This window comes from Variovorax sp. LjRoot130 (genome assembly GCF_964253755.1).
Taxonomy (GTDB): Bacteria; Pseudomonadota; Gammaproteobacteria; order Burkholderiales; family Burkholderiaceae_C; genus Variovorax.
The window spans coordinates 1,197,139-1,209,693 of the sequence record NZ_CAXURM020000001.1 but is presented as its reverse complement, the minus strand read 5'-3'; the positions used below and the strand labels follow the sequence as shown (position 1 = coordinate 1,209,693).

Below are 12,555 nucleotides of genomic sequence, written 5' to 3'. Positions count from 1 at the left end.
GCCTGTTCAGGCCCTAAGCCGTCAGCAGTTTGCGCACGGGCGCGGGCAGGCCGAGCGTCGACCACCGGCCGGCCTCGAACCATGCGCCGGCGTCGCTGAGGGGCTGCGCAGCAACGCACTCGACCGACACAGGATGCAGGTGCAGATCCTTGTGCGTGAGCACGTGCACGAAAGCCGCATCGTCGCGTGCGGTCCTGCGGTCGTCGGGCGCCAGCTCGTCCAGCAGCGAGGCCCGGCTCTCGTAGACCGGCAGGCAATAAAGCCCCGCCCAGATGCCGCGCGAGGGACGCTTCTCGAGCCACACGCGGCCGTGCACATCGCGCGCCTGCAGCATCCACAGCGACTGGGCGCTGCGCCGGAGCTTGCGCGTCTTGACCGGAAAGCGCTCGGGCTCGCCCTCGCGCCGCGCCGCGCACAGCTCGTTGACCGGACAGATCATGCAGCTCGGCTTGCGCGGCAGGCAGACGGTGGCGCCCAGATCCATCAATCCCTGCGTATAGCGTGCGATGGCACGCCGCTGTGTCGCCAGCGGCAGCAGCTCGGCCGCCATGGTCCACAGAGCGCGCTCCTGCATGGCGGACGACAGATCGCCCTCGAAAGCCAGCACCCGCGCAAGCACCCGCTTCACGTTGCCGTCCAGGATGGCGACCCGCTCGCCAAAGCAGAAGGCAGCAATCGCGGCGGCTGTCGAACGGCCGATACCGGGCAGAGTCTGGAGTTCGGCAGCGGTGCGCGGAAATGCGCCGCCGAAGCGCTCGACCACCTCCTGCGCGCAGCGGTGCATGTTGCGCGCCCGGCTGTAGTAACCCAGGCCGCTCCACAAGCCGAAGACCTCGTCCTCGGTGCCGGCAGCAAGAGCCTGCACCGTCGGAAATCGTTCGAGAAAGCGCGCGAAGTAGCCCAGCACGGTCGACACCTGGGTCTGCTGGAGCATGACCTCGGAAAGCCAGACGCGATAGGGATCGTGCGTGTTCTGCCATGGCAGCTCGCTGCGCCCATGTCTGCGTTGCCAGCCGACGATGTGCGTGGCGAAGCAGGGCGCCAGCTCCTGCACCGCTGGTTCCGGATCTTTAGGCGGCACTGAGTTCGTTGCGCGCCGCAGCGGCAGTGGGCGCTTCATTGCTCGTGAGCAGGCCGGTGAATTCGCGCAGTCGCATGTGCAGTTCCGTAAGACCGCTTTCCTGGGCAGCGAGCTCGGCGAGGCGCTCATCGAGATTGCCCGCCGCGCCCTGAATGCGCTCGACCGCCTCGATGCGCTTGGTGAAATTGCGGCGGCGCTCCTTGAGCTGCGCATCGAGCTGGGCGCCGGCGCCCTTGCTCCAGCGCTCCACCTCGGTCATGGCCGCTTCGTTGACCACGCGCAGCCGGCTTGCCAGCGCGCGCACGAGCTTGTCGCAGAAATCCGGCTGCGCGAGCTTGAGCAGGTTGCCGACGCCGAGGTAGTGGATGTGGCTGCGCTCGATCTGGCTCAGTTGCTGTTCGAAGCCCAGCAGGTCGGGCTCCGCCGGCGCCTGCAGCGCAAAGCCGTGCTCGGCATTGAGCTGGCGGAACGTGGCGTGCAGCATCGACTGGATCTCGGCCGTGGTCGCCTGCACCTCGCGCAGATTGTTGCGTAACGAGTCGAAGGTTTCTCCGTACACCTTGCGCACGTTGAACTTGATGCCCGGGCGCTTGAGCGCAGAGGCCAAGCGGCCCATGTCGGCCTTGAGCGCGGTGCTGCCGAGCACCGCGTACACCTCGCGCAACAGCTTGCCCTGCACCGAGCGCAGCGCCAGGATGCGCGCGTTGCTGCCTTCGAACTCGGTTTGCTCTTGCTCGATGCGGCTTCGCATGTGGCGGATGACCGACACGTTCTTGCCGCGCAGGCCCTGCAGTTCCAGCGCCTGCTCCGAGAGATCGCGCTGGCGAACCTTGAGGATGCGCGCCGCTTCGGCCTGCAGGGCCGCGATGCCCGCATCGACGGCGAGCCGCAGCATCTTTTCGCGCTTGCCGAGCAGGCCCTCGCCCAGCACGGCTTCGAGCGCGGGAAGCCGGCTTGCCTGCAGCAGCGGCACATCGCGGCGGATCTTGGCCTGCAGTCCTTTTTGCGCCGACACCGGCAGCACCTGCGGCAGCGGCACGCCGAGCAGTTCGGCAGCGCCCTTGCGCTGGCGCTGGATCTGCGCGTCGATCTGCGCCGGCGTGCTGAGGGTGTCCCACATGGTGTCGATCTTGTTGAGCACCACGATGCGGGTTTCGCCCGCCTCGCTTTCGGTGATCAGGTGCTCGCGCCAGATGGCGAGATCGGAGCGCGTCACGCCGGTGTCCGCGCCCAAGATGAAGACCACGGCGTGGGCCTGCGGGATCAGGCTCACGGTCAGTTCGGGCTCGGCGCCGATCGCGTTGAGTCCTGGCGTATCCAGAATCACGAGGCCCTGCTCGAGCAGCGGATGCGGCATGTTCAGCACCGCATGGCGCCAGCGCGGGATTTCGACGCGCCCCTCGGCGTCGGGCACCGGGTTGTCCTCGGGGGAACCGTCGTTCCAGAAGCCCAGCGAGCGCGCCTCGGCCTTGGGCACCCATCGGACTTCAGCCACCTTGTTCATCGTCTGCGACAACTGCTCGGCATCCTCGACGTCGATCGAGATCTCGGTCCAGTGCTCGGGCTTGTCACGCCAATGAGAGAGCGAATACGGCTCGAGCCGGGTTTCGATCGGCAACAGACGCAGGCAGGGAAGATGGGCAGCGTCGTAACCGAGTTCGGTCGGGCACATCGTCGTGCGGCCCGCGCTGGCCGGCATGATGCGGCGCCCGTAAGCGGCAAAGAAGATCGCATTGATCAGCTCGGACTTGCCGCGCGAGAACTCGGCGACGAAGGCCACCATGACCTTGCTGGTGCGCATCTGCGATTCCAGATCGCGCAACCGCTCGGCCACGCTCTGATCGAGCAGCTCGTTCTCATCCAGCCAGCGCGACAGCCATTTGAGGCGATGCGCGAAGTTGCGTCGCCAGGCGCCATGCTGGTCGAATTGCTGATTGAAAGAACGTGTCAAGGGCGATGTAAAAGTTGCTTACAAAATATAGCACCCACCGGGGCTTGGCGCCGCATCTGTCTGTAGGGCTTTCAGTGCTTTTGGCATTTTGGACAGAAATAAGTGGATCGCTGGCCTTGGCGCATCTGCCGGACAGGTGTCGCGCACACGCGGCATGGTTCCCCGGTACGTCCGTAAACGGTTGCTTCCAGCTGGAAGTATCCACTCTGGCCGTCGACATTGGAGAAGTCGCGCAAGGTGCTGCCGCCACGTTCGACGGCCCGCGCCAGAATTTCCCGCACCGCGGCATGCAAGCGCACGGCGCGCGGCCGGCTGATTCGCGAAGCAGACATCGTCGGGCGGATGCCGGCAAGAAAGAGCGCCTCGGAGGCATAGATGTTGCCGACGCCCACCACCACGTCGCCGGCCAGCAACACCTGCTTGATCGGCGCCCGGCGCCGCCGCAGCCCGGCGTAAAAGCGGTCGATATCGAAAGCCTCGCCCAGGGGTTCCATTCCCAGGCCGCCCAACAGCTTGATCGCCAGCGGCGCGGCTTCGTCCTGCACATAGACCACTGCGCCGAAGCGCCTCGGGTCGTTGAGGCGCAGCGTGCCGCGACTGGTCACCAAGTCGAAATGGTCGTGTGTACCGGGTGCAGGCAGGCCCGCATCGAAACGCAGGCTGCCCGACATGCCCAGGTGCATCAGCAAAAGGCCGGCATCCAGGTCGATCAGCAGGTACTTGCCGCGCCTGCGCACGGCGCGCACGGTGCGTCCCACCAGTTCAGCCGGCTCCACGGCCAGCGCCCAGCGCAGCGGCTTGCCCACGCGCACGGCATCGATGCGCGCGCCGGCAATGCGATCGGCGAAGCCGAGCCGCGTCACTTCGACTTCAGGTAATTCCGGCATGGACGAAGGCTGACATGAAAAGAAGCCGAGGCCGAAGCCCCCGCGTGACCATCGTTCAAAAGCCTGGATTATTATGGTTCGATGACCCCATCGCTCCGCCGATCCCGCCTTGCGGCGGCCGCGCTTCTGACTCTTGCCGCGCTCGCCGTCCAGGCGCAGCCCGGAACGCCAGTCCCTGCAGCGCCGACCAGCCCGGCTCCCATCATCGAACCGGCCGCGCCTGCGGTAACGACACCGGCCGCCGCGGTCCAACGCGCCGAAAAGGCCCAGGCCTCGGCGCTCACGGCGGAGCTGTTCTACGAAGTGCTGATGGGCGAGCTGACCGCACGCACCGGCGATCCGGGCTCAGGCTACGCGCTGGTCCTCGATGCTGCGCGCAGGTCGCGCGACGGCAAGGTGTTCCAGCGGGCGGTCGAGATCGCATTGCAGGCGCGCTCCGGCGATGCCGCACTGGCAGCTGCTCGCGCCTGGAAGGAAACGCTGCCCGAGTCGCGCGAGGCACGGCGTTTCGAGCTGCAAATCCTGATCGCGCTGAACCGCATCGGCGAAACCGCCGAACCGCTGCGGGCTGAACTGGCCGCCACGCCGCAGGTGGAACGTCCGTTCCTCATGGCCGTGATCGCGCGCAACTATGCGCGAGCCACCGACAAGAAGCTCGCCGCTTCGGTGGTCGAACAGGCGTTGGCCGACGAACTCAAAAGCCCCGCGACGGGCGGTGCGGCCTGGAGCACGGTCGGCCGCCTGCGGTTGGCAGCGGGCGACACCTCGGGCGCACTCGAGGCGGCGCGAAGAGGCCAGGAAGCCGATCCTTCCTCGGACGGCCCCGCCATGCTGGCTCTGGAACTGATGGACCCCGGCCAGCCGCTGGCCGAACCGCTGGTGAAGCGCTACCTCGCGGGCCCCAAGGCACTCCCGGAACTGCGCGTCGCCTACGCACGGGTGCTGGTGGAAGGGCGCCGCTATGAGGATGCCAGCGCGGAACTCGCCGCGCTCACCGTGGCCCGTCCCGAATTGCCCGAACCCTGGCTGCTGCTCGGCAGCCTGCAGACACAGGCGCGCCAGGACGCGGCGGCCGAAAGCTCGCTCAAGCGCTACATCGGCCTGGCCGACACGCAGCGCGATGCCGAGGCGCGCAGCCGCGGCCAGACCCAGGCCTTCTTGCTGCTGGCGCAACTGGCGGAGCGCCGCAAAGACTTCACGGGTGCCGAGCACTGGCTGGGCCGCATCGACAGCACCGAAGACCTGGTAGGCGCGCAGACACGCCGCGCGGCACTGCTGGTGCGCCAGGGCAAGCTGCCCCAGGCCCGCGAGCTGGTCCGCGGCTTGCCGGAACGCACTGCGGACGAAAAGAAGCAGAAGTTTCTGGCCGAGGTCCAGCTGCTGCGCGATGCCAAGCAGTACCAGGCCGCCTACGACATGTTGACCGAGGCCAGCACCTCCTCACCTCAGGACACCGACCTGATCTATGACCGGGCCATGGTGGCCGAGAAGCTGAACCGTCTCGACGAAATGGAACGCCTGCTGCGCCGCCTGATCGAGCTCAAGCCCGACAACCAGAACGCCTACAACGCGCTCGGCTACTCGCTGGCCGATCGCAAGGTCCGGCTGGAAGAGGCGCGCACGCTGATCCGGAAGGCCGTGCAGCTGGCTCCGGAAGATCCGTTCATCGCGGACAGCCTCGGATGGGTCGAGTTCAGGCTCGGCAACATAGACGAAGCCATGCGCATCCTCGAAGCGGCCTACAAGCGCCGGCCCGACCCGGAGATCGGCGCGCATCTCGGCGAAGTTCTCTGGGCCAAGGGCCAGCGCGATCGTGCGCTTTCCATCTGGAAGGAAGCTCACCTGGTCGATGCCGACAACGAGACGCTGCAGGAAACGCTCAAGCGCCTGCGCGTGAAGCTTTGAACCGTCGCCTGGCATTGAGCGCCGGCTGCGCCGGCGTGTTGCTGCTGGCAGGCTGCGCCAGTCCGGTCGGCCCGACCAGCGCAACCGGCGCGGAAGCCTGGAGCGGCCGGCTGTCGCTGCGCATCGATAGCGAGCCGGTACAAACCTTCTCGGCCCTGTTCGAGCTGCGCGGCGCGCCACGGGCCGGCGAACTTACGCTGACCAGCCCGATCGGCAGCACCCTGGCTCAGCTTCATTGGGCACCCGGCGAAGCGCTGTTGAAGGACGGCAGCAAGACGCGGCGTTTCGACTCGCTCGACGCGCTCATCGAGGCGGCGACGGGTGCCGCCATTCCGGTGGCTGCGCTGTTCGGCTGGCTGGCCGGCCGCGAAGAGCGCGTGCCGGGCTGGCGGCCAGACCTGTCCCAGATCAGCACCGGACGATTGCAGGCCACCCGCGACGCGCCTCAGCCGCGGGCCGATCTGCGCATCGTCTTCGAACGCGCATGAAGGCGCTCTACGACCTTCCGGCGCCGGCCAAGCTCAACCTCTTTCTGCACATCACCGGCCGGCGTGCGGACGGCTACCACCTGCTGCAGTCGGTGTTCATGCTGATCGACTGGTGCGACACCCTGCATGTCGAAGCGCGCAGCGACGGTGCCATCACCCGCGAAGACCTCACCACCGCACTGCCGGCTGACGACCTGGTGCTGCGTGCCGCGAAGGCGCTCCAGGCCTTTGCGCAAACCCCGCAGGGCGCCCATATCGGGATTGCCAAGCAGGTGCCGGCCCAGGCCGGCATGGGCGGCGGCTCCTCGGATGCCGCTACCTGTCTCCTGGCGCTCAATCGCCTGTGGGACCTGAAGCTGCCGCTATCGAAACTGGAGCAGATCGGCCTCACGCTGGGCGCTGATGTGCCCTTCTTCCTGCGCGGACGGAACGCCTGGGTCGAGGGAATCGGCGAAGAGATCACCCCCATCGAGCTGCCGCCAGGCTGTTTTGCCGTTGCCAAGCCGCCCGAGGGACTGGACACCCGTCTGATTTTTGCAGCGCCGGATCTTCAACGCGCCACACCCGCTGCTATAATCTCGGGCTTTGCTGCACACAGCGGGGCTGGAGCCACAAGTTTCAGCTTTGACTTCGGTCATAACGATCTGCAGCCGGTTGCCGAGCGGCTTTGTCCCGCGGTCACCGAGGCCATCGAATGGCTCGGTCGCCAAGGACTCCAGGCCCGGATGACCGGTTCGGGGAGTTCGGTGTTCGCAGCGATGCCGCATGAAGCGGAACTCGCCGCGGCGCCCTCGGGCTGGCAGGTTCGCAAGTGCAGCAATCTGGCCGTTCATCCCCTGGTGGGCTGGGCGGGCTAGAAGATCAGAGCGCTTTTGTGATCTGATGCGACATATATCGGTTGACGACCTTGGTCGTCGACCCGTGTAGGGGAGTCGCCAAGCTGGTTAAGGCACTGGATTTTGATTCCAGCATGCAAAGGTTCGAATCCTTTCTCCCCTGCCAAATCTTCATTGACACGTAGATTGGCGGCCCTCCAAAAGGGCCATTTCGCATTGCCGGATGCATTTTGCCGGGACGCTCATGCAGGTTCACCACCCTGATTTCATGGTTTTCACCGGCAACGCCAACCCTGGCCTTGCCGCAGAGATCGCGCAGCATCTGGGCACCTCGCTGGGCGCCGCCCGCGTCGGTCGCTTCTCCGACGGCGAAGTCACCGTCGAGATCAACCAGAACGTGCGGGCGCGCGACGTGTTCGTCGTCCAGTCGACCTGCGCGCCGACCAACGAGAACCTGATGGAGCTGCTCATCATGGTCGACGCGCTCAAGCGCGCTTCGGCCGAGCGCATCAGTGCGGTGATCCCCTACTACGGCTATGCGCGCCAGGACCGTCGCCCGCGCTCGAGCCGGGTGCCGATCTCGGCCAAGGTGGTGGCCAACCTGCTCGAAACGGTGGGCGTCGCCCGCGTGCTGACCATGGACCTGCACGCCGACCAGATCCAGGGCTTCTTCGACATTCCGGTCGACAACATCTATGCGTCGCCGGTGCTCTTGGGCGATCTGCGCCAGCAGAACTACGAAGACCTGATCGTGGTCTCGCCCGACGTCGGCGGCGTGGTTCGTGCGCGCGCCTTGGCGAAGCAGCTGAATTGCGACCTGGCGATCATCGACAAGCGCCGTCCACGCGCCAACGTGAGCGAGGTCATGCACGTGATCGGCGAGATCGACGGCCGCAACTGCGTGATCATGGACGACATGATCGACACGGCCGGCACCCTGGTGAAGGCGGCCGAGGTCCTGAAGGAACGCGGCGCCAAGAAGGTGTACGCCTATTGCACGCACCCGATCTTCTCGGGCCCCGCCATCGAGCGGATCGCCCAGGGCAGCGCGCTCGACGAAGTGGTCGTGACCAACACGATCCCGCTGTCCAGCGTCGCGACGGGCTGCACCAAGATCCGCCAGCTCTCCGTGGCGCCGCTGATCGCAGAGACGATCCAGCGCATTGCCAAGGGCGAGTCGGTGATGAGTTTGTTTTCGGACCAGGAAAATCTCTTTTAGAAGAGCCTGGTCTGAGCAAGAAGCCGGGCTCTCTTCGAGGAGCCCATGTTGAAACCGGAGTCGCACTGGTCGCGGTCGACTTCCACAGGAGTAGTTATGAAATTCGTCGCTTATGAGCGCGCAAAGCAGGGCACGGGTGCGAGCCGCCGTCTCCGCATCACGGGCAAGACGCCCGGTATCGTCTACGGTGGCGAAGGCCAGCCGCAGCTGATCGAGCTCGATCACAACGCGCTGTGGCATGCCCTCAAGAAGGAAGCCTTCCACTCGTCCATCCTCGAGATGGAACTCGCCGGCGCCACGACCAAGGTCCTGCTGCGCGACGTGCAATACCACCCGTTCCGTCCGCTCGTGCAGCACGTCGACTTCCAGCGCGTCGATGCCCGCACCCGCATGACCGTCAAGGTGCCCCTGCACTACAAGGGCGAGGAAGAGTCCACGGCCGTCAAGCTGGACCACAACCTCGTGAACCACGTGATGACCGAAATCGAAGTCAGCTGCCTGCCGGCCGACCTGCCCGAGTTCATCGAGGTCGACCTCACCGGCCTGACGAAGAACGCCACGCTCCACGTCAACGACATCACCCTGCCCAAGGGTGTGAAGTTCGTGAGCCACGGCAAGGTCAACCCGGTGCTCGTGTCGGCCGTGCCGCCGCTGGTCGCTGAAGAAGCCGCGCCGGCCGCCGAAGGCGCCGCCCCGGCAGAAGGCGCCCCGGCCGCCGCCAAGACGGACGCCAAGGCTGCGCCTGCCAAGAAGAAGTAATTCTTCCCGCGCCCTCCAGCCAACGGCCCGCCTCGCGCGGGCCGTTTTCTTTGGGCCAGCCACCGATAATCCGGCTCCATGATCAAGTTGTTCGTCGGCCTGGGCAACCCCGGCCCGGAGTACGAAGCCACGCGGCACAACGCGGGCTTCTGGTGGATCGATGCGCTCGCGCGCGACCGCAAGCTCACGCTCTCGCCCGAGCGCGCCTACCACGGCCTGGTCGCGCGCATGCAGGTGGGCGGGCAGCCCGTATGGCTGCTCGAGCCGCAGACCTTCATGAACCTCTCGGGCAAGTCGGTTGCCGCGCTGGCCCGCTTCTTCAAGATCGAGCCGAACGAAATCCTGGTTGTGCACGACGAACTCGACGTGGTGCCCGGCCAGGCCAAGCTGAAGCTCGGGGGCAGCCATGCCGGCCACAACGGCCTGCGCGACATCCACGCGCAGCTCGGCACCGGCGACTACTGGCGTCTGCGCCTCGGCATCGGCCATCCGGGCGTGAAGTCCGAGGTGGTCGGGTGGGTGTTGAAGAAGCCGCTCAAGGAGCAACGCGAAGCGATCGACGACGCGATCGCCCGCACCCTGCATGCCTTCCCGGCTCTGGTGGCCGGCGAGATGGACAAGGCGACCCTGCTCATTCACACGAGCAAGCCGCCGCGCCCCAAACCGCCGCGGCGCGAGCCGGGCGACGGGGGTACACCCGCCGCGGGCTAGCGGAACGTGAACCAAGGGAGAGAGACAAAAAATGAAACTGTCACCAGCACCGATCGCCGCCCTCCTGGCGGCGGCCTGCGCTCAACTGGCGCCGCTTGCAGCCCACGCAGGCACGGAGACCTGGCGCTGCGGCAACACCTACACCGACCAGCCCTGCAAGGATGGCAAGGCAATCGATCTCGACGACGCGCGCGACGCGACGCAAAAACGCGAAGCCGATGGCGCGACGCGCGAGGCCCGGGCTGCCGCCGACCGGCTGGAGCGGGAGCGTGTCCGCCAGGAGGCCGCGTAGGCACGCCGCGCAGCCACGCTGATCGACAACAAGCCGCTCAACGCGAAGCCGGATTCATCGCAAGGCCCGGGCGTCGCGCAGAAAAAGAGGAAGAGCAAGAAGGAATCCGACTACTTCAGCGCGCACGACCCGGTCGCAACGGCGAAGAAAAAGGCCGCGAAGGCCGGCAGCAAGAGCCCGGCGAAAAGCTAGGAAGCCGCCTTGGCGGCAGTCAGCCGCTGGAACTTCTGCCACAAGGTCTCGCGCGTCTCCAGATGCGCGGGATTCTTCGGGATGCAGGCCACCGGGCACACCTGCACGCACTGCGGCTCGTCGAAGTGGCCGACGCACTCGGTGCACTTGTGCGGGTCGATCTCGTAGATCTCCACGCCCATGTAGATCGCGTCGTTGGGGCACTCCGGTTCGCACACATCGCAGTTGATGCATTCGTCGGTGATCATGAGGGCCATGGCGCGAATTATCCGCCGGCCGCCGCTGGGCCGCCCCAAGGCGGCCGAAGCCCCCACGAGGGGCATTGAGGACGCGAAGCGCCGAATGTGGGGGCAAACAGTTCAAGCATGGTCGTTGCGTCGGGTTATGCTGCCCCCCGCCCTATGAGCCTGTTCCTGTTCAAGCGCTTCGTGACGCTGATCGCCACCCTGATCGGCGCTTCCGTCATCGTCTTCCTCGTGCTCGAGATCCTGCCCGGCAATGCCGCGCAGATGCTCATGGGCCCGGACGCCTCGCCCGACGCGGTGGCGGCGCTGGCCGCCAAGCTCGGGCTCGACCAGCCGGCCTGGACCCGCTACTGGCACTGGATCGGCGGCCTGCTGACCGGCGAGCTCGGCGACAGCTACGCCTACAGCTCGCCGGTGCTCGACCTGATCCTCGAGCGCCTCGCGCTGACCGTGCCGCTGGCGCTGCTCGCGATGACCCTCACCACCGTGCTGGCGCTCATCGTGGGCGTGACGGCGGCGGCGCGCCACAACAAGCTTGGCGACGTCGGCCTGATGGGCCTGACACAGGTGGGCATCGCCATCCCCAACTTCTGGTTCGCGATCCTGCTGATCCTCGTCTTCTCGGTGCAGCTGCAATGGTTCTCGGCCGGCGGCTTCGAAGGCTGGGAGGAAGGCGTGTTCGCGGGGCTCAAGGCGCTGCTCTTGCCGGCCCTCTCGCTCGCGGTGGTGCAGGCGGCGATCCTGGCGCGCATCACGCGCTCGGCCGTGCTCGAAGTGATGCGCGAAGACTTCGTGCGCACCGCGCGCGCCAAGGGCGTTTCGCAGCGGGCCGTGCTGTGGACCCATGTGCTGCGCAACGCGCTGATCCCGGTGATCACCGTGATGGGCATGCAGTTCTCCGAGCTGCTGGCCGGCACCATCGTGGTGGAGAACGTGTTCTACCTGCCAGGCCTCGGGCGGCTGATCTTCCAAGCCATCAGTAACCGCGACCTGATCGTGGTGCGCAACTGCGTGATGCTGCTGGCCGCGATGGTCGTCATCGTCAACTTCGTGGTCGACGTGCTCTACGCCGTCATCGACCCACGCATCAAGGCCAGCGACATATGAGCGCAGTTCCCAGCGCCGTACCGAGTGCGGCCGCCTTCAAGGTGCCCGGCTTCTGGCGCCGCGCACTGCACCATCGCAGCTTCACCATCGGCGCCGTGCTCACGCTGCTGCTGCTGCTCGCGGCCGCCGTCTCGCTGGTCTGGACGCCGTGGTCCCCCTACGAGATGGACATCGCCAACAAACTCAAGCCGCCGAACGGCGCGCACTGGCTGGGCACCGACACCTTCGGCCGCGACGTGGCTTCGCTGCTGCTGGTGGGGGCGCGCGCGTCCATCCTGGTCGGCGTGATCGCGGTCGGCATCGGCCTGGTGGTGGGCACCGCGCTCGGCCTGCTCGCCGCGGCGCGGCGCGGCTGGGTGGAGGAAGCGATCATGCGCTTCACCGACTTCTCGATGGCCTTTCCCGCCATCCTGTCGGCCATCATGATGACGGCGGTGTTCGGCGCCGGCATCGTCAACGCGATCATCGCCATCGGCATCTACAACATTCCGACCTTCGCGCGCATCACGCGCGCATCGGCCAACGCGATCTGGTCGCGCGAGTACGTGGCGGCCGCGCGCGCCTGCGGCAAGGGCGCGTTCGCGATCACCATGCAGCACGTGCTGCCCAACATCTCGGCCGTGCTGATCGTGCAGATCACGATCCGCTTCGCGATCGCAATCCTGGCCGAGGCCGCCCTCTCCTACCTTGGCCTCGGCACGCAGCCGCCGCAGCCCTCCTGGGGCCGCATGCTCAGCGAGGCACAGACCATGATGTTCCAGGCACCGCTGCTGGCGGTCTTTCCGGGTATGGCGATCGCGTTCGCAGTGCTCGGCCTCAACCTGCTCGGTGACGGTCTGCGCGACCTGCTGGACCCGCGCCTGGCCCGTGCCCGCTAGATCC

At 66.7% G+C, this 12,555-nt stretch carries 13 protein-coding genes and 1 tRNA gene; 10 read left to right on the top strand and 4 right to left on the bottom strand.

The annotated features are described in order from the left end of the window. Window positions 1-13: 13 nt before the first annotated feature. From mutY to mutM, 3 genes are all read right to left on the bottom strand, one after another. On the bottom strand, window positions 14-1,045 hold the full coding sequence (gene mutY, locus ACSQ86_RS06075) for an A/G-specific adenine glycosylase (RefSeq protein ID WP_436306262.1): 1,032 nt from the start codon (window positions 1,043-1,045) through the stop codon (window positions 14-16). Window positions 1,046-1,070: 25 nt separating this feature from the next. After that, complete coding sequence (locus ACSQ86_RS06070; RefSeq protein ID WP_436308616.1) at window positions 1,071-3,032, bottom strand: dynamin family protein; 1,962 nt, start codon at window positions 3,030-3,032, stop codon at window positions 1,071-1,073. A 71-nt stretch (window positions 3,033-3,103) separates the two neighbouring features. After that, window positions 3,104-3,919, bottom strand: coding sequence for a bifunctional DNA-formamidopyrimidine glycosylase/DNA-(apurinic or apyrimidinic site) lyase (gene mutM / locus ACSQ86_RS06065; RefSeq protein ID WP_093109027.1), 816 nt, complete (start codon window positions 3,917-3,919; stop codon window positions 3,104-3,106). Between the two features lie 81 nt (window positions 3,920-4,000). On the opposite strand from mutM, the gene ACSQ86_RS06060 reads away from it, so the two are divergent. The 8 genes from ACSQ86_RS06060 to ACSQ86_RS06025 all read left to right on the top strand — a co-directional run bounded on the left by ACSQ86_RS06060 (window position 4,001) and on the right by ACSQ86_RS06025 (window position 10,129). Continuing rightward, window positions 4,001-5,824 (top strand): tetratricopeptide repeat protein, encoded by a 1,824-nt coding sequence (locus ACSQ86_RS06060; protein WP_436302999.1) that lies wholly within the window; start codon window positions 4,001-4,003, stop codon window positions 5,822-5,824. After that, complete coding sequence (locus ACSQ86_RS06055) at window positions 5,821-6,312, top strand: lipoprotein insertase outer membrane protein LolB (RefSeq protein ID WP_436302998.1); 492 nt, start codon at window positions 5,821-5,823, stop codon at window positions 6,310-6,312. The genes ACSQ86_RS06060 and ACSQ86_RS06055 overlap by 4 nt, the downstream gene beginning before the upstream one ends. After that, window positions 6,309-7,169 (top strand): 4-(cytidine 5'-diphospho)-2-C-methyl-D-erythritol kinase, encoded by an 861-nt coding sequence (ispE, locus tag ACSQ86_RS06050; RefSeq protein ID WP_436302997.1) that lies wholly within the window; start codon window positions 6,309-6,311, stop codon window positions 7,167-7,169. The genes ACSQ86_RS06055 and ispE overlap by 4 nt, the downstream gene beginning before the upstream one ends. Before the next feature lie 68 nt (window positions 7,170-7,237). Then, window positions 7,238-7,314 (top strand) — tRNA-Gln (locus tag ACSQ86_RS06045). A 78-nt stretch (window positions 7,315-7,392) separates the two neighbouring features. Beyond that, entirely contained in the window at window positions 7,393-8,367 is a 975-nt protein-coding gene (locus tag ACSQ86_RS06040; RefSeq protein ID WP_126838506.1) for a ribose-phosphate pyrophosphokinase, read from the top strand. A gap of 96 nt (window positions 8,368-8,463) precedes the next feature. Continuing rightward, window positions 8,464-9,126 (top strand): 50S ribosomal protein L25/general stress protein Ctc, encoded by a 663-nt coding sequence (locus ACSQ86_RS06035; protein WP_436302996.1) that lies wholly within the window; start codon window positions 8,464-8,466, stop codon window positions 9,124-9,126. A gap of 78 nt (window positions 9,127-9,204) precedes the next feature. Continuing rightward, window positions 9,205-9,837, top strand: coding sequence for an aminoacyl-tRNA hydrolase (gene pth, locus ACSQ86_RS06030; RefSeq protein ID WP_436293910.1), 633 nt, complete (start codon window positions 9,205-9,207; stop codon window positions 9,835-9,837). A gap of 31 nt (window positions 9,838-9,868) precedes the next feature. Beyond that, the gene (locus ACSQ86_RS06025) at window positions 9,869-10,129 is read left to right on the top strand and encodes a hypothetical protein (RefSeq protein WP_093109033.1); all 261 of its coding nucleotides are present in this window, start codon (window positions 9,869-9,871) and stop codon (window positions 10,127-10,129) included. Window positions 10,130-10,317: 188 nt separating this feature from the next. Here ACSQ86_RS06025 and ACSQ86_RS06020 read toward each other — a convergent pair whose 3' ends face one another. Further along, window positions 10,318-10,578: a YfhL family 4Fe-4S dicluster ferredoxin gene (locus ACSQ86_RS06020; RefSeq protein WP_093109034.1), complete on the bottom strand. Its 261-nt coding sequence runs from the start codon at window positions 10,576-10,578 to the stop codon at window positions 10,318-10,320. 144 nt (window positions 10,579-10,722) lie between these two features. Between ACSQ86_RS06020 and ACSQ86_RS06015 the strand changes: the two genes are divergently transcribed. Together ACSQ86_RS06015 and ACSQ86_RS06010 are read left to right on the top strand one after the other, a co-directional pair. After that, the gene (locus ACSQ86_RS06015; protein ID WP_093109035.1) at window positions 10,723-11,673 is read left to right on the top strand and encodes an ABC transporter permease; all 951 of its coding nucleotides are present in this window, start codon (window positions 10,723-10,725) and stop codon (window positions 11,671-11,673) included. Continuing rightward, window positions 11,670-12,551 carry an ABC transporter permease gene (locus ACSQ86_RS06010; RefSeq protein ID WP_093109036.1) on the top strand — a complete coding sequence of 294 codons (882 nt, stop codon included), beginning with the start codon at window positions 11,670-11,672 and terminating at the stop codon, window positions 12,549-12,551. The genes ACSQ86_RS06015 and ACSQ86_RS06010 overlap by 4 nt, the downstream gene beginning before the upstream one ends. The last annotated feature ends 4 nt before the right edge of the window (window positions 12,552-12,555 follow it).

Excerpts from the sequence above, each read along its gene's own strand:
- mutM (WP_093109027.1), bottom strand. The coding sequence starts at position 3,919 with ATGCCGGAATTACCTGAAGTCGAAGTGACGCGGCTCGGCTTCGCCGAT.
- ACSQ86_RS06060 (WP_436302999.1), top strand. The coding sequence starts at position 4,001 with ATGACCCCATCGCTCCGCCGATCCCGCCTTGCGGCGGCCGCGCTTCTG.
- ispE (WP_436302997.1), top strand. The coding sequence starts at position 6,309 with ATGAAGGCGCTCTACGACCTTCCGGCGCCGGCCAAGCTCAACCTCTTT.
- ACSQ86_RS06040 (WP_126838506.1), top strand. The coding sequence starts at position 7,393 with ATGCAGGTTCACCACCCTGATTTCATGGTTTTCACCGGCAACGCCAAC.
- ACSQ86_RS06035 (WP_436302996.1), top strand. The coding sequence starts at position 8,464 with ATGAAATTCGTCGCTTATGAGCGCGCAAAGCAGGGCACGGGTGCGAGC.
- pth (WP_436293910.1), top strand. The coding sequence starts at position 9,205 with ATGATCAAGTTGTTCGTCGGCCTGGGCAACCCCGGCCCGGAGTACGAA.
- ACSQ86_RS06025 (WP_093109033.1), top strand. The coding sequence starts at position 9,869 with ATGAAACTGTCACCAGCACCGATCGCCGCCCTCCTGGCGGCGGCCTGC.
- ACSQ86_RS06020 (WP_093109034.1), bottom strand. The coding sequence starts at position 10,578 with ATGGCCCTCATGATCACCGACGAATGCATCAACTGCGATGTGTGCGAA.
- ACSQ86_RS06015 (WP_093109035.1), top strand. The coding sequence starts at position 10,723 with ATGAGCCTGTTCCTGTTCAAGCGCTTCGTGACGCTGATCGCCACCCTG.
- ACSQ86_RS06010 (WP_093109036.1), top strand. The coding sequence starts at position 11,670 with ATGAGCGCAGTTCCCAGCGCCGTACCGAGTGCGGCCGCCTTCAAGGTG.